This window comes from Sinomicrobium halophytocola (genome assembly GCF_052983395.1).
In genome coordinates this window covers 1-22902 of the sequence record NZ_JBRKIT010000036.1, presented here as the reverse complement: position 1 = coordinate 22902, position 22902 = coordinate 1, and the positions used below count along the sequence as shown (strand labels likewise).

The following is a 22902-nucleotide window of genomic DNA, read 5'->3' as shown; positions in this document are numbered from 1 at the left end:
ACATGAAGATTAACATATATAAAATAACATGGTACATAGGTTTGGCTTTTCTGACAGCAGGATGTTCTGACCTCGAAGAAAAACCTGTGGGGATACTGGCCCCGGAAACGTTTTTCCGCACAACGGATGACCTTCAGGCTGCCGTCAACGGAAGTTTTGCCTATATGGCTTCGGAAGAATATTGGGGAAGAAAGTTAACTACGGCCTTGCTTTTAAGGGGAGATCTTGCCGATATCGGAGATCTCGGAACTTCCGCGATGAGGGTAGATCTCAATAACTTCGAAATGAATGATGCCAATGGTATGGTAGCCAGTTTCTGGCCGCGTTCTTATGCCATTATAGGGGCAGCGAACCAGGCTATTGCCGGTGCCGGACAGATTGATGACGATCCGGAAAAGGTAAATGCCATTGCTGCACAGGCTTATTTTTCAAGAGCTTTTGCCTATTATCACCTCGTTCGGATATTCGGGGACATCCCTTATATTGATTTTGCTGTTTCCGATGTTTCCGATGTGAGTGATATTTCCAAAACACCGGAAACCGAGGTGTATACGAAGATCATTGCCGATCTCGAATTTGCCAAAGAGTGGCTTCCGGATGAGCAGCCTTACCGGTCTTTACCGTCAAAAGCTACGGCAGCAGCTTATCTTGCTTCCGTATACCTTACACGGGAAGAATACCAGAAAGCTTATGACGAGGCAAAATTTGTCATCGATAATGAGGGAACTTTCGGACTTGCCCTGGATGCGGATTTCCAGGACCTGTTTGACGCGGATAAGGCAGCCGGGCTTCGGGAACCTCTTTTCACGATTGATTTTATCGGGCAGAATGCGGACGGAAATCTCGGGACCGATTATCTTGCTTCTATGACAGGTATACGTGAAGATGAGACCGGGAGGGCAATTGGAGGAGGATGGACCGTTGCAGTGCCTCACCTGAGGGTATTCGAAGAATGGGATGAAAAGGACTATCGCAGGGCAGTGAGTTTTGACACTATTGCCGTATTTAACGGAGAGACCATGCCCTATACGGTTTTTGCCAATTTTTCCGACAGAGGGGTCAACCGACCGCATATAGCCAAGTATTATCGTTATCCGGGACTTGCAGGAAGCAATGGCCGTCAATCCAGCCATAACTATATTGCCATGCGCTATGCGGAGGTATTGCTTATAGCAGCTGAAGCACTTAATGAAATAAACCCGGGATCTTCGGAAGCGGCAGGATATATCAACAGGTTGCGTGAAAGAGCGAGAAACCGTGCCGGGGTAGTGTCCTCTTACCCCGAAGATGTACCGGCTGGCCTGTCTCAAGGCCAGTTCCGGGACTCGGTAATCCGGGAAAGACGTATTGAACTCGCTTTTGAGTTTAAGCGCTGGTATGATATAAAGAGACTACAGATGGGGGAGGAAGCATTCGGGCCTGATGGACTGGAGCCCCAATCGAATTTCGATCCGGGCAGGGATTATCTGTTTCCGCTACCAGGCGACGAGCTAGCCCGAAACCCGAACCTGCAACCTAATAACCCCGGTTATTAGGGGCAATAAGGATAATTAAGTTAATAATGCGAATTAAGGGTTGAAATTCAATATTTATCCTTCAGGGGGTATATTTGATAAACGGTCCTGCTCGTCCGATAGGCGGGGAAATTGTATTTTAGTTATTGGTTATTAGGTTACTGAGTTATTTAGGCAATACCCGTAAACTGAATAACTCAATAACTCAGTAACCTAATAACCCGACTGTTTTTTTATTGAAAAATCACAACTGACTGATCTTTAACTAAAACAAAAATCTGACCCTTAATTCACATTAATACGAAATTAGTTAGTTTGATGATACTTACCCGGGAGGCTATTTTAAAGTTTGGCATGAAGGTCTCCCGGTAAGTTATTTTACAAGTTTCCGGATTCGGAAAGGTCCATCGCATATATGATATTCTTTTTCTCATTCCGGGTAAGATAAGCGGTTATGATCTGCTGAATATCCCCGTTGTATTTTTGCGGGGTAATAAAGTCGCGGAAACTCTCATAATGTTCAATGCGTTCTTCTTCCGGAATAAATCCGTATCCGGCATAATTTCCGTTCCTCACCTCAATCAGGGATTTTTCATCCGGTGTCCTGCCTTTCTCCACGATGAGAAAATTTTCCTGCAAATCTTTGATATCCTGTATCGCCTGTTCGGCACGCTCATTATAAGTTTCCGGGTTCTCTTCTCCCCGGCATACGCCCCTGCAATTTTTTAGTTTGTAATGGGAACAGTGCGGGACATTAGCCTGTAATTGGGTGAACTTCGGACAAAGGTCGTATTTCTCACATACTTGTTCCAGGAAAGAAAGACATTCCGTAACCGTGTAAAAAACCTTGAGCGGACCCGTGACCAGTTTGAGCTGGTTATACCCGAAGTGGAGTACACCCCGCCGATCTGTATACGTTATAATGCCATATCCTCTTACCGGTTTCTTCTGAGCGGTATTGAATTTCGGGAAGTGCTGTTTGATCTGTGTGGATTCCCGGATAAGAGCGAGCAATTCGCTTCCGGTCTCCTCACAATCAATATGTGCGGTTTCCCTGGCCAGGGCAATTTCTTTGGCTGTTTTGTCATAGAAGTGCCCCAGAACCCTTTTTTTAACATTAATGGCTTTTCCTACGTAGATGATGGTATCCCTTTCATCTATAAAATAATATATGCCCGGTGTTTCAGGTAATTTGTCAAATACTTTTTTCGGGAGCAACGGGGGAAGGGTTATTTCTCCCGAACGCGGATTTAACTGTTTGGTAAAGATACCCTGCGTATCGTTTTGAAGCAATTTCTCAAAAAGGATAACAGTGGCATCCGTATCTCCCTTGGCACGGTGCCTGTCCTGTATTGGTATGTTCAAATGGCTGCACAATTTTCCCAGGCTGTATGATTTCAGCCCGGGGAATAGCTGTCTGGACAGCCGTACCGTACACAATTTCTTTCTTCGGAATTCTCTGCCGTTCCTTTGAAACTCCTTCCGGATGACATTGTAATCAAACCCCACATTATGGGCTACGAATATCTTTTCTTCCGTGAGTTGTGCTATGGTATCGGCAATGTCGGCAAAAACAGGAGCATCCATGACCATATCATTGTCAATTCCGGTTAATCCTGTTACATAGGGAGAAATAGGAACTTCAGGATTTACAAGACTATGAAATTCTTCTACCAGTGTGTTGCCGTCGTGTATGGCAATGGCTATTTCGGTAATCCTGTTGGCATCACCACCCAGCCCGGTGGTTTCCACATCGACAATGGCATACATCTGATTGTTTTTTTGGAAGCTATAAAGATACCAAAAAAACATACTTCCCGGGGTTTGAATTCCCTGTTTAACGTCAGGCCTTATCTATTCCATTGGTTCCCCGCGGATGCTATTAAAGAATTCATAAGCTTTTTCTATCTGCTTTTTGTCTGCATGTTCAAACTCTTCTTCTGTGATACCGTAGACTTTTTGCAGGGAATCGATAGTTGTCTTCAATTGTTTCCGGATATTGCGGTATCTCGTGTTGTCATAGATATTTTTATTTTCCTCCGGATCGGTTTCCAGGTCATACATTTCCCAGGTGTCGATATCGTCATAAAAGTGCATGAGCTTGTAGCGTTTTGTGCGTACACCGTAATGTTTTTTTACCATATGAAAATCCGGATAACCGTAGTAATGATAATAAATGGCATTCCGGAAATCTTCCTGATCGGCGCCGTCTTCGAGAAAGGGGCGGAAAGATTTCCCCTGAAGATCTTCCGGTATAGGGGCTCCTGCAAAATCGAGCAGGGTAGAGGCAAAGTCAAGGTTTTGGGTAAGGGCACGGACATCCGTTCTTTCGGATATATGCCCCGGATATTGCATGAGCAATGGCATACGCAGGGATTCTTCATACATAAAGCGTTTGTCAAACCAGCCGTGTTCCCCGAGGTAGAATCCCTGGTCGGAAGTATAGATGACAATGGTATTTTCCTCCAGGTCGTTTTCCTCCAGGTAGTCCAGTACACGACCCACACTTTCGTCCACGGAAGCAATTGTGGCCATATAATCCTGTAAATAACGTTGTGCTTTCCATTCGGCCATGGCCTTTCCGGTTAAGTCGGCACGGTGCATAGCATCGTTTTTCGGCAGGTAAATACTGTCCCAGGTTTTACGTTGTTCGGGAGACATACGGTCAAAATCTGTGGTCCAGGGGTTACTGGCCAGTTCGGTACTTCCTTCGGCAACACTCATTTTAAGGTCATGTCCTTCGTACATGTCCTTGTAAACCGTCATTAACTGTTGTTGTGCGGCAAGTTGTCCTTCGTGTTTGGAAAAATAATTGTCCGGCAACGGAAATTTTACAGAGTCATACATAGCGGCATGGCGAAGTGCGGGCATCCAGTTGCGGTGAGGCGCCTTGTGATGCATCATGACAAAGAAAGGGCGGTCTTCTTTTGTGTTTTTTTCCAACCAGGAAATGGTTTTATCCGTGATGAGGTCTGTGGCGTAACCGGGTGTAACTACAGTATCCTGCCCGTGGATGAATTCCGGATTGTAGTAATTTCCCTGGTCATTTAATATATCCCAGTAATCAAACCCGGTCGGAGCACCATATAGATGCCATTTGCCGATCATTGCGGTCTGATATCCTTCTTTTTTAAGATATTTCGGTAGGGTAGGCTGGCTACCGTCAAATTTTTCCCCATTTTTACGAAAACCGTTCTTATGGCTGTGTTTCCCGGTAAGTATTACTGCACGGCTGGGACCACAAATGGAATTGGTACAAAAATTATTGCGGAAAATAGCCCCGTTTCGTGCGATCCGGTCAATATTAGGGGTAGGAGCTATCTGCCCTATGGGATGACCGTAAGCGCTAATGGCTTGTTGTGCGTGGTCATCGGCCATGATAAAAATAATATTGGGTCTTTTGGTCTCAGAAGTCTTTCTTTCCTCCTTCTTATTCTTACAGGAAGAAAAGCTGATAATTATACAGAAAAGTAAAAATAACGTTTTGGTATGCATAGCATTTGTTTTCCGGTTAACAGGTATAAAATTAAAGATCAGGGCAAAGATATAAGGTTTGTTATAGGAAAGAGTCGGATTTATTCTATATATTGTTGTTTTAATATGTTGTTTTTTAATTGTTTATATCTATATGGAGAAGTTGATTATGAATATGTTTTAACAAACTGATGTAGTGATGATGAGTTGATTTTTAATAAAAACAAGGAAATTCCAATAAGGAATTGATAAAATACCGATGTTTTTTATGCAACAATGAAATTAAAAACCCGTCTTCGGTGAAAAAGACGGGCTTAAAAAGGGCCTCTTTGTCAAAAAAGGATAGTAATGTCGTATTTCCGGTATAAGAATGTTTAATTCCGGAAAGTTTAGTCACAATCGAGACAGGTCCATTCTACGATCCCGGACCCGGACCCGAAGCGCTGCATAGAGTATTTTTCTATGTCTATCAGAAAACCAATGCCATTTTGATCTGCATTGGCGGTACAACAGCCATTGCAGTCGGTATCGGAACAAAAATCGTACACCACGGCATCTATTTGCCGGCCTCCCTGTCTTATGCGCAGGGTTTTTAATTTGTATTCATAAGCATCGCGGGAATGCAGGGCAATTATATTGTGTGAGGCTACCCAGCTTTCGGGCATCACACCCGAAACAAAGGCAAACTGGCCGGCCCATTGGCAGCCGTTGTATAAAACACATTCGTCGCTTCCCGGATCCGGATAGGATTCAAAATTGGTGAGATTGGCCTGGTGCCATACTGCTGCCGTAGACAGTTCGGCTTTCGGGTTTATCAATTCCGGATCAGTTTCCATTTCGTCCTGTGCACAGGAAATGACAAATAATAATGCGGCAGGGAGGATCATGGCTTTTAGCCTCACATAAGATAAAGTTTTCATGGTGTCAAAGATTTAGAGTCAATAAAATAGTTGGTTAAAGTAAAAGGGGCGCGAATTCCAAAATATATTTTCACTTTTTTAAACGTTATTAAAGTTAACGTTTTCTTAAAAAAGTAAGAAATTATTTATACGTACAACATGATTTTAATAACAAACAGCTTAATTTTAAAGACGAAGGTAATTTCTTCTTGACTTAATGTATTTATCTTACAAAATAGTATCCTGGTCAAAAAAACAGGATATGTCAATTCTGCATAGACATATCCTGTAGGTTTTGTATTATATTCAGAACCGGTTTAACTATTGGCTAGTTCTTTTAGTTCTTTTATGGTTTGCAAAGGGGTCTCGCTTTTAAACACAAAACTTCCGGCTACCAGCACGTCCGCACCGGCATCTATGAGTTGTTTTGTATTTTCGGAAGTAACACCCCCGTCTATTTCTATTTTGGTTGTTGCATTGTTTTTCCGGATGATCTCCTTCAGCTCCGAAACTTTTTTATAGGTATTTTGGATAAACGACTGTCCTCCGAATCCCGGATTGACACTCATAATGCAAACCATATCAATATCATTGATTATATCTTCCAGCAGGATAACAGGGGTATGCGGGTTCAGGGCTACACCTGCCTTCATACCTTCTGCTTTAATAGCTTGCAAGGTACGGTGGAGGTGGGTGCAAGCTTCGTAATGTACGGTAAGATTATCAGCTCCCAGTGCGGCAAAAGTTTTGATGTACCTGTCCGGGTCTACGATCATCAGGTGTACGTCTATTGTTTTTTCAGCGTGTTTTTTTATGGCTTCGAGTACAGGCATACCGAAGGATATGTTTGGCACGAATACTCCGTCCATGATATCAATATGAAACCAATCGGCCTCACTTTTATTAACCATTTCAATATCGCGTTGCAGGTTGGCAAAGTCAGCTGCCAGAACGGAGGGGGCTATGAGTTTTTGGTCCATTGTAATGTGTTGTCTTTTGTCGAAGCAAAAATAGGAGAAATCTTTGACTTTGGAGAGGAATGGTTATAAAGAAAAAAACTCCGGTTATCAGCCGGAGTTCATCCATCAATCAAAAAACGAACAGTTATGATAAACTGTTGTTACCTTCTCGTTGAGGCACACGGGCGTGCATCCCAACTATCGGGGGTTAACCCAGATAAGTTTTTAATATTTTACTGCGTGAGGTATGTTTCAACCTTCGGATGGCCTTTTCTTTGATCTGGCGTACCCGTTCACGGGTCAGGTCAAAGGTTTCGCCTATTTCTTCCAGGGTCATCGGGTGCTGATCTCCCAGTCCGAAATACAGGCGGATCACATCCGCTTCCCTTGGAGTAAGGGTTTCCAGTGCTCTTTCTATTTCTGTACGAAGCGATTCGTGCAGGAGATCTTTGTCCGGGTTAGGGGACTCTCCGCTACGCAAAACGTCATACAGATTGGAATCTTCACCTTCTACAAGAGGGGCATCCATAGAAACGTGGCGCCCGGAATTTTTCATGGATTCCTTAACGTCGTTTACGGTCATGTCCAGTTCCTTGGCAATTTCTTCGGCAGAAGGAACACGTTCGTGTGCCTGCTCAAGGAATGCATAGGTCTTATTGATCTTGTTTATAGATCCGATCTTGTTCAAAGGCAAACGTACAATACGTGACTGCTCCGCTAATGCCTGTAATATAGATTGGCGAATCCACCAAACTGCGTACGAAATAAATTTAAAACCACGGGTTTCGTCAAAACGTTGCGCGGCTTTAATTAGTCCCAGATTACCTTCGTTGATAAGATCGGGAAGGGTTAACCCCTGATTTTGGTACTGCTTTGCTACGGAAACCACGAAACGCAAGTTGGCTTTCGTTAACTTTTCCAGGGCACGTTGGTCCCCGGCTTTGATTCGTTGTGCCAGTTCTACTTCTTCATCTGCAGTAATTAAGTCAACTTTCCCTATCTCCTGAAGATACTTATCCAGGGAAGCAGTTTCCCTGTTGGTTACCTGCTTCGTAATTTTAAGCTGTCTCATCTAATCTTCTCCTTGATTTTTTTATGTGTATAATTGCTTATGCTATTGGTTATACGTATTATTGACGTTAAATGTTACAAAAGGTTTAATTTAATTTCCATTATTTTCCGGATTTCATACCTGTTTTTAAGTTACAGTTCGGATTTTCAGGCTGTTTCTAACCACATTGTCCGTTTCCGGAAAATGTAGTTATCAATTATATAGACTAAACATGGGGCAACGTGTTACACCATATTTCTTCTTTTTTATTTGTCTTATTACAGGTGTCCGGCTTTTTTATGCACAGCAGGCTGTTCTGCCGGTGAGCAATTTTTCCGTGAATGACTATTATGCCGCTAACCAGAACTGGGATATAACTACCGATGATAACGGGCTTACTTTTGTGGCAAATCACCAGGGTTTACTCGTTTTTAACGGACAATACTGGAAATTATACACGTTGCCTAATAATACCATTATACGATCGGTATACCGGGACGGAGACAGAGTGTATACCGGATCGTATGAAGAGTTCGGATACTGGGAGAAAAATGAATTCGGAGCGTTTGAGTATGTTTCGTTAACCTCGGAAATAGATGTGGCCCATGAATTCAGGAACGAAGAATTCTGGGAAATAACCAGGTGGGGTGAAAATATCGTATTTCGTTCCTTCGCTATGGTGTATATCTATAACGGAGAAAAGATAACCGTACTGAATCCCGGGTTTATAATCACCAAAGTGATGGCCTACGGGGAATCCCTCATATTGGGGCAGAATAACGGCAGGGTGCATCGCTACACGGAAAAGGACGGACTGATACCACTGCCCGAAACCGAGAACATAGGTAATCCCGTTGCCGATATTGTTGCGGACGGGGATAAACTTATTATAGGTACGAAATCTGCCGGATGCTTCAGCTATGATTTCGAGTATCATAAACTTCAACGATGGGACCAGGCCATAAATGAGACGCTTTCCGCATATGAACTCAATAAGATCTGCATTGTGGGAGAAAACCGCATTGCTTTCGGAACCATAAAGAACGGCGTTATTATTTATAACAGGACTACCCGGACCAGCCAGTACATCAACAGGCACCTGGGACTGCAGAACAACACGGTGCTGGGGGTTGATGTCCGCGGGGATAAACTCTGGCTGGCGTTGGACAACGGTGTGGACGTAGTCAAAGTAAATTCGGAATTTTCCTTTTTTAAAGATGATACCGGGGAATTGGGGACCGTTTATGATATTGCTTTCTATAACAATACTGTTTATATGGGAAGCAATACCGGGGTATATTATTTTAAAGGAGATAAAATGGTTTTCCTGGAAAACTCCCAGGGGCATGTATGGGACCTGGAAGTGGTTAACGGCAGGTTGCTTTGCGGCCATAACTCGGGTACTTACGATATAAGTAATAATACATTCGACCGGATCTCCGGTTTCTCCGGCGGTTATGCAATACGCGGCGTGCCTGGCAAGGAAGATACTTTTATACAATGCACCTATATAGGATTGGTGGTGTATGTCTATGGTAAGGAAGGTTGGGAAGTGAGCCGGGTAGAGGGTATAGATTTTCCGATAGACAATATTGTTTTTGAAAATCGCCATACCGTGTGGGCATCGCATCCGTACAAAGGCTTTTTTCGTATCCGGTTTGGTGATGATTACAAGAAGGCAATAGCTATCCGTGAGTTTGACCAGGGCGAATTAAAGAGCCTGAGAACGCAGGTGTTCCGGGTGGGGAACGATATAGCTTTGTATAATGCGGGAGAATGGTACTCCTATAATCCGGTTAAAAAAGATCTGGAAGCATTTATTCCTTTTGAAAAATATAAGGGTAAAAAGTTGCTCTACCAGGACGGAGGGCATTTCTGGTTTACGGATACGGGAAAGAACGGGGTGATCTACACCGACCTGGTGAAAGATACGGTCATTGTACAGCGGGAGCTTGGCAGAAGGTTGACCCCTTTGTTTGAAAAAGTGGTAAAGAGGAACGATTCTCTTTATTACTTTACCCTGAACGACGGTTTTGCCGAATTCAATTTTCACAAATACAGGCAATGGCACAATCAGCCACTAACCGTAACAGACAAGGTACGGATAGACCACGTAGAAACAGGAGATTCCCTCTATGCCTTTTCCAGGAACCCGGGTATAGCTTTCCGCAATGCCGGAAATATTCGCTTTTTTGTATATTATCCCGATCATTTCGGCCAGGATTTCCAATACCGTTTAACCGGACCCCTTACCCAGGAAGGAAGGGTAGGGAATGGAGTGATTACGTTGCAAAACCTGGCATACGGAGATTACAGGATTGATGTTTCGCCCGTGTCTTTTGACCTGAACAGCCCCGTAGCGCTTCATTATGATTTTCGCATACATCCTCCCTGGTATTTGTCCCAGGCCATGAAGGTTATATATCTTCTGTTGTTTTTTGCCATAATATACCTGTTTTTCCTGTGGAACAAAAGGCTTATTAAAGATCATCAGCGCAAACTTACCCGGCGGATGTACCGGGAAAGTCAAAGAAAAATGGAACTGCTGGAGCGGCAAAACCTGGAAAAGGAAGTGAAATTGAAAAGGAAAGAGTTGATGAACTCTACCCTGATGATCAGTAAGAAAAATGAACTTCTTCTGGAGATCCAGAACGAATTGCGGCGTATACGAAAAGATAATGTCAACGAATACCGGGTAAAAAGCCTTATTGCCAGGACTACAGAAGCCATACACAACCAGGAAGACTGGCAGGTTTTCGAAACGAATTTTAACGAACTGCACGACGATTTTTTCAAGAGACTGGTACAGCGCTATCCGAAATTAACTTCCAAAGACATGAAATTGTGCGGTTATCTGAAGATGAATCTCACATCCAAAGAAATAGCACCCTTAATGGGAATTACTTCCAGGGGCGTGGAGATACACCGGTATCGCCTTCGTAAAAAACTCGAACTGGAAAAGGATCAGGATTTGGTGAAATTCCTGCTCGTAATTTGACTATTCCATTAAAAACAAGTGTTTTAATCCAAAAACGACCGCATCATCTTTACAAAAGCTTTTCGTGCAGATTAACAGGTTGAATTGTTAAAGAAGGATGAAGAAAACAGAAAGGCAACAGGTTTTGAAATCAGTATTTGACAAAATTTTCACCTGTTATTTGGTGTTTCGATAAAAATAACATGCATGTTTTACGATAAAACAACTCATCATCCCTACATCAACATGTTAAAATTTTAGGAAACAACTAATTTTTGTGATATTTCAATGTGTTGATTATAAGGTATTTAGTGTGTTTGGTGTTGTTTGGTCATTTGATGTAGCCCTACTACTACAGTTAAAACCTCCGGGAGTCTCTAATTTTATCTTCGACTAAATCAAATCTTTTATTATGAAGGTAAAATTGTTTTGGCTTATATGCTGTATAGCTATATTTCCTGCGGGAGTTTATGCGCAGGAAACGATAACCGGTAAAGTTATTGATGCCGATAATCAGCCGTTGCCCGGTGCCAATATTTTAGTGGAAGGGACCAACAGGTATGCGGTGTCCGATTTCGACGGGAATTTCAGTGTCGAGGCTTCTCCGGGAGAAGTGCTGGAGGTGACTTATATAGGGTTCCAGTCCCGGCAAATAACCGTTGGAGATGACGATACGCTTACCATTACACTACAGGAAGATACTTCCGAACTGGATGAAGTGGTGGTTGTGGGGTATGGTACACAACGGAAAGCAGACCTTACAGGGGCGATCACCACAATAGAATCTGAAGACATTGAAAAAACTCCCGCTGCCAATGTTGTACAATCATTGCAGGGTAAGGTTTCCGGTGTACAGGTGGTAAGTGCCGGCTCCCCGGGAGATTCTCCGACGGTAAGGTTACGGGGAGTGGGTAGCTATGTCGAGGACGGAGGATCACCACTTTACGTTGTAGACGGAATGTTCTACGACAATATTGATTTTCTCAATTCCAAAGATATTAAATCCATAAATGTCTTAAAGGATGCATCGTCATCAGCTATATTCGGTGTACGGGCAGCTAATGGAGTTATTATTATTGAAACCAAGTCCGGACTTCCGGAACAGAAACCACAGTTTGAATACGATGGTTATACCGGGGTACAATATGCCCGCAATGTCGTGAAAATGGCTAATACGGAACAGTTTGTGACAATGGCCCGTGAGTCGGGATCACAACCCGATATGGATTTTGTACAGAATGCTATTAACAGGTACGGACCGAGCAGTTCAAATCCTGATCTTCCGGGGGTGGATACGGACTGGTATGAGGAAGTAATGCGACCCGCAACTATTATGAACCATAGTATCGGCGTTACCGGAGGGAGTGAAACGGTAACATACTCGGCAGGTGCTAATTATTTTGCCCAGGAAGGTATACTGGATATGAAAAACGAATACGAACGTTTTAATATTCGTTCTAAAGTGGATATAAAGCTTTCGGACAGGGTACGGATAGGAACAAATATGATATTTAGTAATGCTACCAAGTATCAACCAGAAAATGCTGCCTGGTTCAAGTCATATTTCGCGGTACCTGTTATGCCCGTAATTGATGAACAAAACACAGAAGCGGCCCCTGTACGATATTCCAATGCACAAATACTCGGGTACAGGAGTACACAAAACCCTTTTCCGGATATGGCGTACAATAATGACAGATTAAAAATAAGGAAATTATTGGCAAACCTGTATTTCGAAGCGGATCTTATTCCGGAAAAGTTGACATTCAAAACAACTTACAATCATGATTTTTCTGCTCTTGATGAACGTTATGTAGATCTGCCTTTTACACTGGGGAATAATCAGCAGCGCATTTCTGCAATTACCCAGACACAGAATACCTATTCCAATCAGATATGGGATAATGTTCTTACTTTTAAAAATGATTTCGGGGACCATCATCTTACATTAATGGGAGGTAGTTCTTTCCGGGATGAAGCGTTTCATAAACTTTCTGCAAAGGGAGAAAATATTAAAGGCGTTGAATTTGAGGATTCCTGGTATCTTGACTTTGCCGATGAAGAATCTTTTCGTGGTAATGTAGAGGATAACGGAACGAGGATTTACGGATTGTCTTTCTTTGCAAGAGCATCCTATAATTTTAAAGATAAGTATCTCCTTTACGGAACTTTCCGTGCAGAAGGCTCTTCAAAATACACTAAAAAAACCTGGGGATATTTTCCGGCTTTCGGTGCCGGATGGGTAATCTCAAAAGAAGATTTTATGAAAGATAACGGGGTTTTCGACTTTCTGAAGTTACGTGCCGGATGGGGTAGGCTGGGTAATGATAAGGTGGCTGCAAGTGCAGGGACAAATACGATTAATGTAATCTCCGTTCCTTTCGGAAATGAACAAACCTCCGGGGTGACCGCCACAAGTGTATTCAGTAATAACGAATGGGAATTTGTGGAAGAAAAGAACGTGGGGATTAATATTATTACGCTGAACAATCGTCTTTCCATTGATGCTGATTATTACATCCGGGATACTAAAAACGCCATTATGCCGGTCATGCAGCCTATTATAAACCTGGAAGTAGATAGAAATTCCGGAGTAATACGTAACCAGGGGCTTGAAGTGGCTGTGAACTGGAATCATCCTGTGTCAGAAGATTTCAGTTATAGTATCGGGACTAATTTTTCCACATTGAAAAATGAAGCCAAAAGCCTTATTGGCCCTTATATTGATTCCGGTTCGGCAGAATTCAGGCAAAGAACAATGGTAGGAGAACCTATTAAAGCTTTTTACGGATATGAAACCACAGGAGTATATCAAAATGACGAACAGATAGCAAATGATCCTATTGCGGTTACCAATAATCTCGTGCCGGGAGACCTGATATTCAAAGATCAGAACGGAGACGGAGTTATTGATGATGACGATAGGGTGGTACTCGGTTCCTACCTTCCCAAGCTCATGTATGGAGGAAATCTCGGAGTTACTTATAAAGCCTGGGATTTGTCCGTAAGTGTTTACGGGCAAGCAGGAAGCAAAATACTCAACCGTAAGAGAGGGGAAGTGATTTATACTCCCGATACCAATATGGATGCGGACCTTGCCAAGAACAGATGGCATGGAGAAGGGACGAGTAATACTTACCCTTCATCCGCAGGACTTCGTAAAGGCTGGAACCAAAAACTCAGTAATTTCTGGGTCGAAGACGGAGACTTTTTCCGTATTCAGAATATCCAGTTGTCCTATACACTAAGAGGTAAAAAATTATTAGGCAAAGATATGCCTGATACCAGGATAACCTTTACAGCAGACAGACCCTTTACTTTTTTCAAATACAATGGATTTAACCCCGAAGTACCGGATGGAGTGGACAGACAGACTTATCCTATACCGGCGGTATATACTGTGGGAATCAACGTAAAACTTTAAAATGCCACTATGAAAAATATCAGGATTTTATATAGCTTCAGTTTAATTATCCCGGCATTATTGGTGTGCCTGGTTTCCTGTACGGACAAACTGGAAGATCGTGAAGGACAACTTGACGCCAATGATCTGGATTATACCAATACGGAAGAGGCAATTCTTCCGTTAATAGGAGCGTATTATGAGTTTTCTACCCGGGGATGGGAGGAATTATTATTACTCGGCGTACGAGGTGATGACGTAAATGCAGGAGGGTTGGGAGACCAGCAGGACTATGCGGAAACTGACCTGTATAATTACAACAAAGATTTCTGGATGTATAATTCTCTTTGGGAACTGCATTCCAGAGATATTGTGAACATGAACAATGCATATGAGAAACTACAATTGTATAAGGATTTTGCAGAAGAAAGTGATTATGCATTGTTGGACCAGTATATGGCAGAGACCAGGGTTTTAAATGCATGGCTTCATTTTAATCTGGCCAGAGTGTGGGGGGATGTTTTTATTATAACTACTTCCCAGCCCGAAGAAGAAATTGAAAACGGACCGTCTTCCAAAGAAGAAGTGATGACCTATATTTCCGATTTGATGGATGAAGTTATTCCTCATTTACCGGATCAGCGTCCCAATGAACGTGAAGACCTTCAGGGAGGAGTCACCAAGTATACGGCTTTTGCCATAAAAGCTATGGCTAAACTTGAACTTGAAGATTACCAGGGTGTGGCCGATGCCTGCGGGGAAATTATCAACTCCGGTAAATTCAGCCTTTATCCCGATTTCTATCAGCTCTTTAAAAAAGAAGGGGAACTTAGTAATGAAAGCCTTCTGGAAATGCAGTATTCCGACTATGGGAATTCTACAGGGGACACCCATTACCACGAGTGGGCACCGTTCGGCCCGCAAAACTGGACGCCTGCCAGGGAAAATGCATCCGGTGGATGGGGATTCTATGAACCAAGTATTAAGTTTATTAAGTTTATGCTAGATCGGGGAGAAAAAATAAGGTTGGAAACCAGTGTTCTCTTTACAGATCGTGGTATCGCAGAGATTCAGGAAGACCCGCAATACGCCACCCTGCCGGAATGGGTGTCTAATACAACACGTGACGGTGATATTATCAATGATTTTTCAAGGGCTTTGTTCTCCAGCGGTAAACATTACCTGCCTTCTGTACAGCTTACGGATAGCCGGAACCAGTATAGTGCCGGAAAAAACCTGATCTGTATCCGGTATGCAGAGGTATTATTAATGTATGCAGAAGCTCTCACACAAGGAGCTTCCTCCAATGGTGGCCCTACGGCGTTGGAAGCAGTAAATGAAGTTAGGGACAGGGCAAATATGGAATTATTGGGAGCAGTAACCCATCAGGATGTGATCGACGAAAAATTTGCCGAAATGGCTATGGAACTGGGAGTCCGTTATTTCGATATGATACGACTGAAAACCTATAATGAACTTAGCTATGATGGCCGTACTTTTTCTGCCGATAAAGAATATCTGCCTTATCCTCAGGAACAGATAGATCTTTTACCCCTGGAAAATTGACCCGCAAAATAGACAAAATAGATAAATCGAAAGCAGGCCACAGACCTTGAGATATTAAAACTCCGGGCTTTGTTTTGAATGCTTTTAAAATAATAATAAAAATTGCTTAAATGAATAATCTGAAGATTAAAACCGGGAACTTGTTATTTCTCATATGTGCCTTCATAATATCAAGCTGCAAAGAGCCCCCACAAAAAGCTAAAGAAGAAAAGACAGGACGGAAGGAAATAGGCATGACAGACGATGCCCTGTTGGATATTGTCCAAAAACAAACCCTCAAATATTTCTGGGATTATGCAGAACCCAATTCCGGAATGGCTCGTGAACGCTATCATCCGGATGGAGATTATCCTAAAAATGATGCACATATCGTTACTACAGGAGGTTCCGGTTTTGGACTAATGGCTATTGTAACCGGAATGGAGAGAGGTTTTATTCCACGGGAAGAAGGGGTTAAGCGTTTGCATAAAATTGCCGGTTTTCTGGCGACCACCAAGCGTTATCACGGTGCCTGGCCGCATTGGATAAATGGTGAAACAGGAGAAACACAATCTTTTGGGGATAAAGATGACGGAGGAGATATTGTGGAAACCTCATTTCTGGCACAAGGTTTTATCGTGGTCAGCGAATACCTTAAAAACGGAAATGAAGAAGAAAAAGCGGTAGCTCAACAATATAATGAACTTTGGAAAGGGATCGATTGGAATTGGTATACCAATGGTAAAGATGGTATTTTCTGGCATTGGTCTCCCGAATATGAATTTGAGAAAAATTTCAAGATCGAAGGCTACAATGAATGTTTGATCACTTATATCATGGCCGCTTCTTCACCGGATCATGCTATTGATCCGGAAGTTTATCACAAAGGCTGGGCAAGGAACGGGAATATCACCACCGATGAAAAAGCCTATGATTTACCACTTATCCTGAAACACAATACCGTTGGTGGTAAAGGCGGGCCGCTTTTTTGGGCACATTATTCCTATTTGGGATTAAACCCGAAAAACCTTCAGGATAAATATGCCAACTACTGGGATTTGAATGTAAACCATGCAAAGATCAATTATAATTACTGTGTGGAAAACCCGGATCATTCCGAAACATATAGCCGAAAATCCTGGGGATTGACAGCCAGCTATTCCAGAAATGAAGACAATAGTATCGGATATACGGCACATTCCCCCGATCATGATAAAGGAGTGGTTTCTCCTACGGCCGCTGTGAGTTCTATACCGTATACCCCGGAAGAATCTCTGAGGGCTATTCGTTATTTTTATACGGATTTGAAAGATCTCGTCTGGGGTCCCGCCGGTTTTTACGACGCCTTCAGTCTGGATGGAGAACCCTGGGTAGCGGATAAATACCTGGCCATAGACCAGGGACCGATAATTGTTATGATAGAAAATTACCGCAGCGGTTTAATATGGGACCTGTTCATGCAGAACGAAGATGTACAAAACGGGTTGAAGAAACTAGGCTTTACAACTCCGCATATACCATGAAAAGCATTACTAAATATTTGTTTTTCAGTATACTGATATTTCATATGATGTCCTGTAATTCCGAAAGTCAGGAAGTGCGTGTTATATTATTGCCCGATACCCAGACCTACGCGGAAAAATATCCCGAAATACTCCGTGCACAATTAGAGTGGGTAGTCAACAATGCCGGGAAAACAGACCTGGTCATACAACAGGGGGATCTTACCCAGAACAACAGCAAAGAAGAATGGGAGACCGTCCAGCAGGCATTTCGTATGCTGGACGGCAAAGTCCCCTATGTACTTGCGGTAGGCAATCACGATATGGGCAGCGCCCCGGGAAAATTTGCCGACGTGAGGAACACTACATTGTTCAACGAGTATTTCTCTTATTCCCGAATGTCAAAACTTCCGGGTTTCGGGGGCAGCTTTAAACCGGATACTGTGGACAATACCTGGTACGCGCTCCAAACCGGAAAAGTAAAATGGCTGGTACTCTCCCTGGAATTCGGTCCGAGGAACAAGGTACTGGAATGGGCGGGAAGGGTCATTGAAGAACATCCCGATCATCTGGTTATCATCAATACCCATAGCTATATGTATGCTGACAACACCCGGCAGGGCGAAGGTGACGACTGGCGTCCGCAGGCATATGGCGTAGGAGAGGATACGGGAGAAGATGCGGTAAATGACGGGGAAGATATCTGGCAGAAACTGGTAAAACGATATCCGAATGTGAGATTTGTCTTTTCGGGGCATGTCCTTCATGCCGGAGTCGGTACATTGGTCAGTATCAACGACGGGGGCTACCCGGTCTACCAGATGCTGGCCAATTACCAGGAAGGCGTTCAGGGTTCGGAAAAAGGAGGGAGCGGCTGGTTGCGTATCCTGGATATGGACTTAAAAGAAGGCACCCTTGACGTAAACACCTATTCTCCTTACCTCGATATGTATAAGGAAGACCCGGCACATCACTTTAGAATAAAAAATGTGCTTTTCGCTCCTGAAGGGTAGTGACCTTTGCATCCGAATGAATTTGTTTTACTAACTTGAAAAGCAAAAAAATAACCATGAACAATCGAACGGTCTTTCCGGTTTTGTGTTTTATGTTACATACGGTCCTGTCCTTTGCACAGGGGGACAGTTTATACCAAAAAAAACAATTCATTTATGAAAAAGACACCCTTTTATACCGCATTTCATATCCGGATAATTATACGGTAACCAAAAAATACCCGGTAGTACTTTTTCTCCATGGGGCAGGAGAACGCGGGAATGATAATGAAGCCCAACTTGCACACGGCGGTTTTCTTTTTCAGAAAGATACGGTAAGACAACAGTTTCCCGCTATTGTGATCTTTCCGCAATGTCCTGCAGAAGATTACTGGGCCAATACCAAAGTAAAACGAAACCGGACCCCATTGAAGATCAGGTTTCGTTACGGACGTAAACCCACAAAGGCGCTCGGCCTGGTCATGAAACTGATGGATAGCGTTACTGCAACGCCCTATGTGAAAAAAGACCAGGTGTACGTCATGGGATTATCCATGGGAGGAATGGGAACCTTTGAGCTCCTGTACCGCGAACCGGAGATGTTTGCTGCGGCTATCCCCATCTGCGGAGGAGGCAGACCTGCATCGGTAAAAAAATACGCTTCGGAAATCCCGCTATGGATTTTTCACGGGGCAAAAGACAATGTCGTAAATCCCATACTTTCCGTAAAAATGGTCGGTCGATTACTCCGGGAAGGTGGCAATCCGAAATTCACGCTATATGAAAATGCCAACCACAATAGCTGGGACCCCGCTTTTGCAGAACCGGAGTTGCTGCCATGGCTTTTCTCCAAGACTTTAACAAAATAAAAAGACAGTATGATAACTATAACCAGACGAATCAGTATACTCTCCCTTTTATTATCGGTGTTAATGTCCTGTACAGATAGCCCCGGGCAGGATAAAAAAACGGAAAATCCATATGCAGCAGAGGTTGATTCCGTTCTCGGACTTATGACCCTGGAGGAAAAAATAGGACAGACCGTTCTGTTTACCAGCGGATGGGACGTTACCGGGCCTTCAATGGATGATAATTATAAGGAATATTTGGAGAATGGTAGTGTAGGGGCGGTTTTTAATGCTTTTACCACCAAGTATAACCGGGAATTACAAAAAATAGCAGTAGAGCATACCCGGTTGGGTATTCCTTTACTCTTTGGCTATGATGTAATACACGGGCACCGGACAATTTTTCCCATTCCCCTGGGAGAATCTGCAAGCTGGGACCTTGAACTCATGGAAAAAACGGCGAGGATAGCCGCGGTGGAAGCTTCGGCAGAAGGGATTAACTGGACGTTTGCGCCTATGGTCGATGTAGCCAGGGATGCCCGGTGGGGCCGTATAGCGGAAGGAGCGGGGGAAGACACTTATCTCGGTTCACTCATTGCCAGGGCACGGGTGAAAGGCTTTCAGGGCAATGACCTGTCTGCCAGTAACACCATACTTGCATGTGCCAAGCATTATGCGGCATATGGAGCAGCCCTTTCGGGAAGGGATTACAATACCGTAGATATGTCCGAAAACGAATTGCGCACCACCTATCTGCCCCCGTTTGAAGCTGCGCTCGATGCAGGAGTGGCAACATTTATGAATTCCTTTAACGACCTGAATGGTGTACCGGCAACAGGAAATAATTTCCTGTTGAGAGATATACTTAAGGGCGACTGGGAATTTGACGGTTTTGTGGTAACCGATTATACTTCCATGAACGAAATGGTAGCACACGGTTATGCACGTGACGATAAGCATGCAGGAGAAATTGCCATGAGTGCAGGCGTGGATATGGATATGCAGGGCGGTATTTATATGAAGTACCTTAAAGAGTCCATAGGGGAAGGGAAAGTAAGTGAGACTGACCTGGATGATGCGGTACGCAGGATACTGGAAATGAAATTCCGGTTGGGATTGTTTGAAGACCCGTATCGCTATATGGATGAAACCCGGGAAAAAGAAGATGTTCTCAATAAAGAACACCTGGAAGTGGCCAGGGATGCCGCCAGAAAATCCATGGTATTGCTAAAGAATAGTAATGATGCGCTTCCCTTGCGTAAGGATAGTAAAGTGGCATTGATAGGCCCTTTGGTGAAAGATGAAAAAAATATTATAGGTAACTGGGCAGCAGCAGGCGACCGGGAAGGTACGGCCGTAAGTGTTTTTGAAGCATTTGAAGAAAGATTGGGGGCAGATAATTTTTTGTACGCGGAAGGATGTAAGGTGCTTGGAGAAGACGTATCCGGTTTTGATGAAGCCGTTTCCGTAGCCCGAAAAGCGGATATAGTGGTGATGGTTGTCGGAGAGCTGGAAGGGATGACCGGAGAAGCAGCCAGCCGTACCGATATTAATATTCCCGGCAGGCAAAAGCAGCTTATAGAAGCCGTAAAGGAGACCGGGAAACCGGTGGTACTGGTATTAATGAACGGCAGGCCTCTTACCCTTGAGTGGGAAAACGAAACCGTGGATGCCATACTGGAAGCCTGGTGGCCCGGAACCATGGGAGGACATGCCGTGGCAGACGTGCTTTACGGAGATTATAATCCCTCCGGTAAATTAACAGTAAGTTTTCCGAGGACAGTGGGACAATTGCCGTTGTTTTACAATCACAAAAATACGGGGAGGCCTATAAAACAGGAAGATCCGGATCAAAAATATGTCTCCAGGTATCTTTATACACCCAACACACCGTTGTATCCTTTCGGGTACGGGTTAAGTTATACTTCGTTTACTCATGAGATAACGACGGATAAAAGCAGGATAACACCGGGTGATACGCTTATCATAACGGCCAAAGTAACCAATACAGGAGAAAGAGACGGAGAGGAGATAGTGCAGTTATATGTGCATGATAAAGTGGCCTCCATAACCCCGCCGGTAAAGCAACTGAAAAGATTTGAGAAAATATTCCTTAAGAGAGGAGAAAGTAAAAATGTTGTTTTTTCTTTGTCCGCAGAGGACCTGAAGTTTTATGATCAGAACCTGGAATGGGTATATGAACCGGGAGAATTCGAATTTTTTGTAGGCGGAAGTTCGAACATGCAGTTTACACATACATTTGAACTTTTGGAGGAGTGATAACGAAAGAGCAAAGGAATAAAGAAAAAAACACCCCGGTTATGCCAGGGTGTTTTTTAAAGAATTGTGTCTCGTCCTGAAATAGCGTTACACTAAAATGAAAGTGTAATGAAAAAAGAACCACAGACGACTTATGTAAAGCGCACACAGAAAGACTATACGATGTCTTTTAAACTTCGAGTAGTGGGCGAAATAGAGCGCGGAGAGCTTACCCGATCACAAGCGTTAAGCAAATATGGGATTCAGGCTAAATCGACTATAGTGGATTGGTTGAAAAAATATGGTAATTTTGATTGGGATAATCAAAGTTATAACCCCATGCCCAAGAGTCCAGAACAACGAATCATCGAGTTAGAGCAAAAAATAAAGCTCTTAGAAAAACAGAAAGCCCGTGCAGAGCATATCGCCGAACGAGCAGACAAAAAGGCTATTTTGTTCGATATGATGATAGAGCTTGCTGAAAAAGAATATAACATTCCTATCAGAAAAAACTCCAAACCCAAGTAATCGATATGTTTAGGGCATATTATGATGAAAGTATCTCATCGACCTGTGAGTTACTTGGGGTCAGCAGGCAGGTGTATTACAGAGCAATTACATCCAGAAAAAAACGGCAAGCCACGGCCGAAAAAGTCCTCGAACTGGTCAAAGAGGTCCGTATGGAACTTCCTAAGGTTGGAACAAGGAAGCTGTACCATATCTTACAAGACCCCTTACAAGATCTGTCCGTAGGGAGGGATCGTTTATTTGCTATACTTAAGGCTAATCATTTGTTGATAAAGCACAAGCGAAGTTACCATATAACCACCAACTCGCACCATCGCTTCAAAAAGCATAAAAACCTGATCGAAGATAAGGTTATTGATAGACCAGAACAACTATGGGTAGCGGATATTACCTATATAGGAACCAGGCAAAACCCCATGTATTTATCGCTTATCACAGATGCATATTCCAAAAAGATTGTTGGATACTCCCTATCCAATACCTTGGAAACAGATAGCTCTGTTAAAGCATTAAAATTTGCTATTAAAAACAGAAGTTACCCTAAAAAGCGATTAATACATCATTCCGACAGAGGTTTTCAATATTGCAGTAAAGAGTACCAGAAAATATTGGCGAAAAACCACATAAAATGCAGTATGACTGAATCCTATGACCCTTATCAAAATGCTGTTGCCGAACGTATCAATGGTATTTTAAAGCAGGAGTTCTTGATCGATATCCAAAAGTTAGATATCAATACCGTGAAACAAATCGTGAAACAAAGTATCGCTATTTACAACGCAAAAAGACCACATCTGTCATGTGCTATGAACACGCCAGAAGACATGCACAAACAAAATGAAGTAAAAATAAAATCGTACAAAAAGAAAATATCCCATCAAACGATCGTTTGATGGGATATTTAGTATTTTTAATCCTGTTAATCCTGTAACGCTTTTTTAGGACGCTACA

Annotated in this window: 15 protein-coding genes; 10 read left to right on the top strand and 5 right to left on the bottom strand. The window is 43.1% G+C overall.

The window, feature by feature from the left end:
* The first annotated feature begins 2 nt into the window (after positions 1 to 2).
* Positions 3 to 1535: a RagB/SusD family nutrient uptake outer membrane protein gene (locus ACVBDY_RS15310; RefSeq protein WP_447176334.1), complete on the top strand. Its 1533-nt coding sequence runs from the start codon at positions 3 to 5 to the stop codon at positions 1533 to 1535.
* Positions 1536 to 1892: 357 nt separating this feature from the next.
* Here the strand turns inward: ACVBDY_RS15310 and ACVBDY_RS15305 are convergent, their stop codons facing one another.
* The 5 genes from ACVBDY_RS15305 to ACVBDY_RS15285 form a co-directional block, all read right to left on the bottom strand.
* Positions 1893 to 3284: an exonuclease domain-containing protein gene (locus ACVBDY_RS15305; RefSeq protein WP_447176333.1), complete on the bottom strand. Its 1392-nt coding sequence runs from the start codon at positions 3282 to 3284 to the stop codon at positions 1893 to 1895.
* An 84-nt stretch (positions 3285 to 3368) separates the two neighbouring features.
* Positions 3369 to 5009, bottom strand: coding sequence for a sulfatase family protein (locus tag ACVBDY_RS15300; protein ID WP_447176332.1), 1641 nt, complete (start codon positions 5007 to 5009; stop codon positions 3369 to 3371).
* A gap of 368 nt (positions 5010 to 5377) precedes the next feature.
* Positions 5378 to 5908, bottom strand: a complete 531-nt coding sequence (locus ACVBDY_RS15295) for a hypothetical protein (RefSeq protein WP_447176331.1) — start codon at positions 5906 to 5908, stop codon at positions 5378 to 5380.
* A gap of 296 nt (positions 5909 to 6204) precedes the next feature.
* Positions 6205 to 6867, bottom strand: a complete 663-nt coding sequence (gene rpe / locus ACVBDY_RS15290; RefSeq protein ID WP_447176330.1) for a ribulose-phosphate 3-epimerase — start codon at positions 6865 to 6867, stop codon at positions 6205 to 6207.
* A gap of 187 nt (positions 6868 to 7054) precedes the next feature.
* Complete coding sequence (locus tag ACVBDY_RS15285; protein WP_072317189.1) at positions 7055 to 7918, bottom strand: sigma-70 family RNA polymerase sigma factor; 864 nt, start codon at positions 7916 to 7918, stop codon at positions 7055 to 7057.
* A 211-nt stretch (positions 7919 to 8129) separates the two neighbouring features.
* Between ACVBDY_RS15285 and ACVBDY_RS15280 the strand changes: the two genes are divergently transcribed.
* From ACVBDY_RS15280 to ACVBDY_RS15240, 9 genes are all read left to right on the top strand, one after another.
* On the top strand, positions 8130 to 10895 hold the full coding sequence (locus ACVBDY_RS15280; RefSeq protein ID WP_447176329.1) for a helix-turn-helix and ligand-binding sensor domain-containing protein: 2766 nt from the start codon (positions 8130 to 8132) through the stop codon (positions 10893 to 10895).
* 391 nt (positions 10896 to 11286) lie between these two features.
* Positions 11287 to 14298, top strand: a complete 3012-nt coding sequence (locus tag ACVBDY_RS15275; RefSeq protein ID WP_447176328.1) for a SusC/RagA family TonB-linked outer membrane protein — start codon at positions 11287 to 11289, stop codon at positions 14296 to 14298.
* Between the two features lie 9 nt (positions 14299 to 14307).
* Positions 14308 to 15843 carry a RagB/SusD family nutrient uptake outer membrane protein gene (locus ACVBDY_RS15270; protein WP_447176327.1) on the top strand — a complete coding sequence of 512 codons (1536 nt, stop codon included), beginning with the start codon at positions 14308 to 14310 and terminating at the stop codon, positions 15841 to 15843.
* A gap of 110 nt (positions 15844 to 15953) precedes the next feature.
* A complete protein-coding gene (locus ACVBDY_RS15265; RefSeq protein ID WP_447176326.1) occupies positions 15954 to 17345 on the top strand; it encodes a glucoamylase family protein in 1392 nt (463 codons plus the stop codon).
* Positions 17342 to 18337, top strand: coding sequence for a metallophosphoesterase (locus tag ACVBDY_RS15260; RefSeq protein ID WP_447176325.1), 996 nt, complete (start codon positions 17342 to 17344; stop codon positions 18335 to 18337). Before ACVBDY_RS15265 ends, ACVBDY_RS15260 begins: the two co-directional genes overlap by 4 nt.
* 56 nt (positions 18338 to 18393) lie before the next feature.
* The gene (locus ACVBDY_RS15255) at positions 18394 to 19185 is read left to right on the top strand and encodes a carboxylesterase family protein (protein ID WP_447176324.1); all 792 of its coding nucleotides are present in this window, start codon (positions 18394 to 18396) and stop codon (positions 19183 to 19185) included.
* A gap of 9 nt (positions 19186 to 19194) precedes the next feature.
* Positions 19195 to 21444 (top strand): beta-glucosidase BglX, encoded by a 2250-nt coding sequence (gene bglX, locus ACVBDY_RS15250; RefSeq protein WP_447176323.1) that lies wholly within the window; start codon positions 19195 to 19197, stop codon positions 21442 to 21444.
* A 108-nt stretch (positions 21445 to 21552) separates the two neighbouring features.
* A complete protein-coding gene (locus ACVBDY_RS15245) occupies positions 21553 to 21951 on the top strand; it encodes a hypothetical protein (RefSeq protein ID WP_447173800.1) in 399 nt (132 codons plus the stop codon).
* Positions 21952 to 21956: 5 nt separating this feature from the next.
* Positions 21957 to 22844, top strand: coding sequence for an IS3 family transposase (locus tag ACVBDY_RS15240; RefSeq protein ID WP_447173799.1), 888 nt, complete (start codon positions 21957 to 21959; stop codon positions 22842 to 22844).
* Positions 22845 to 22902: the final 58 nt, after the last annotated feature.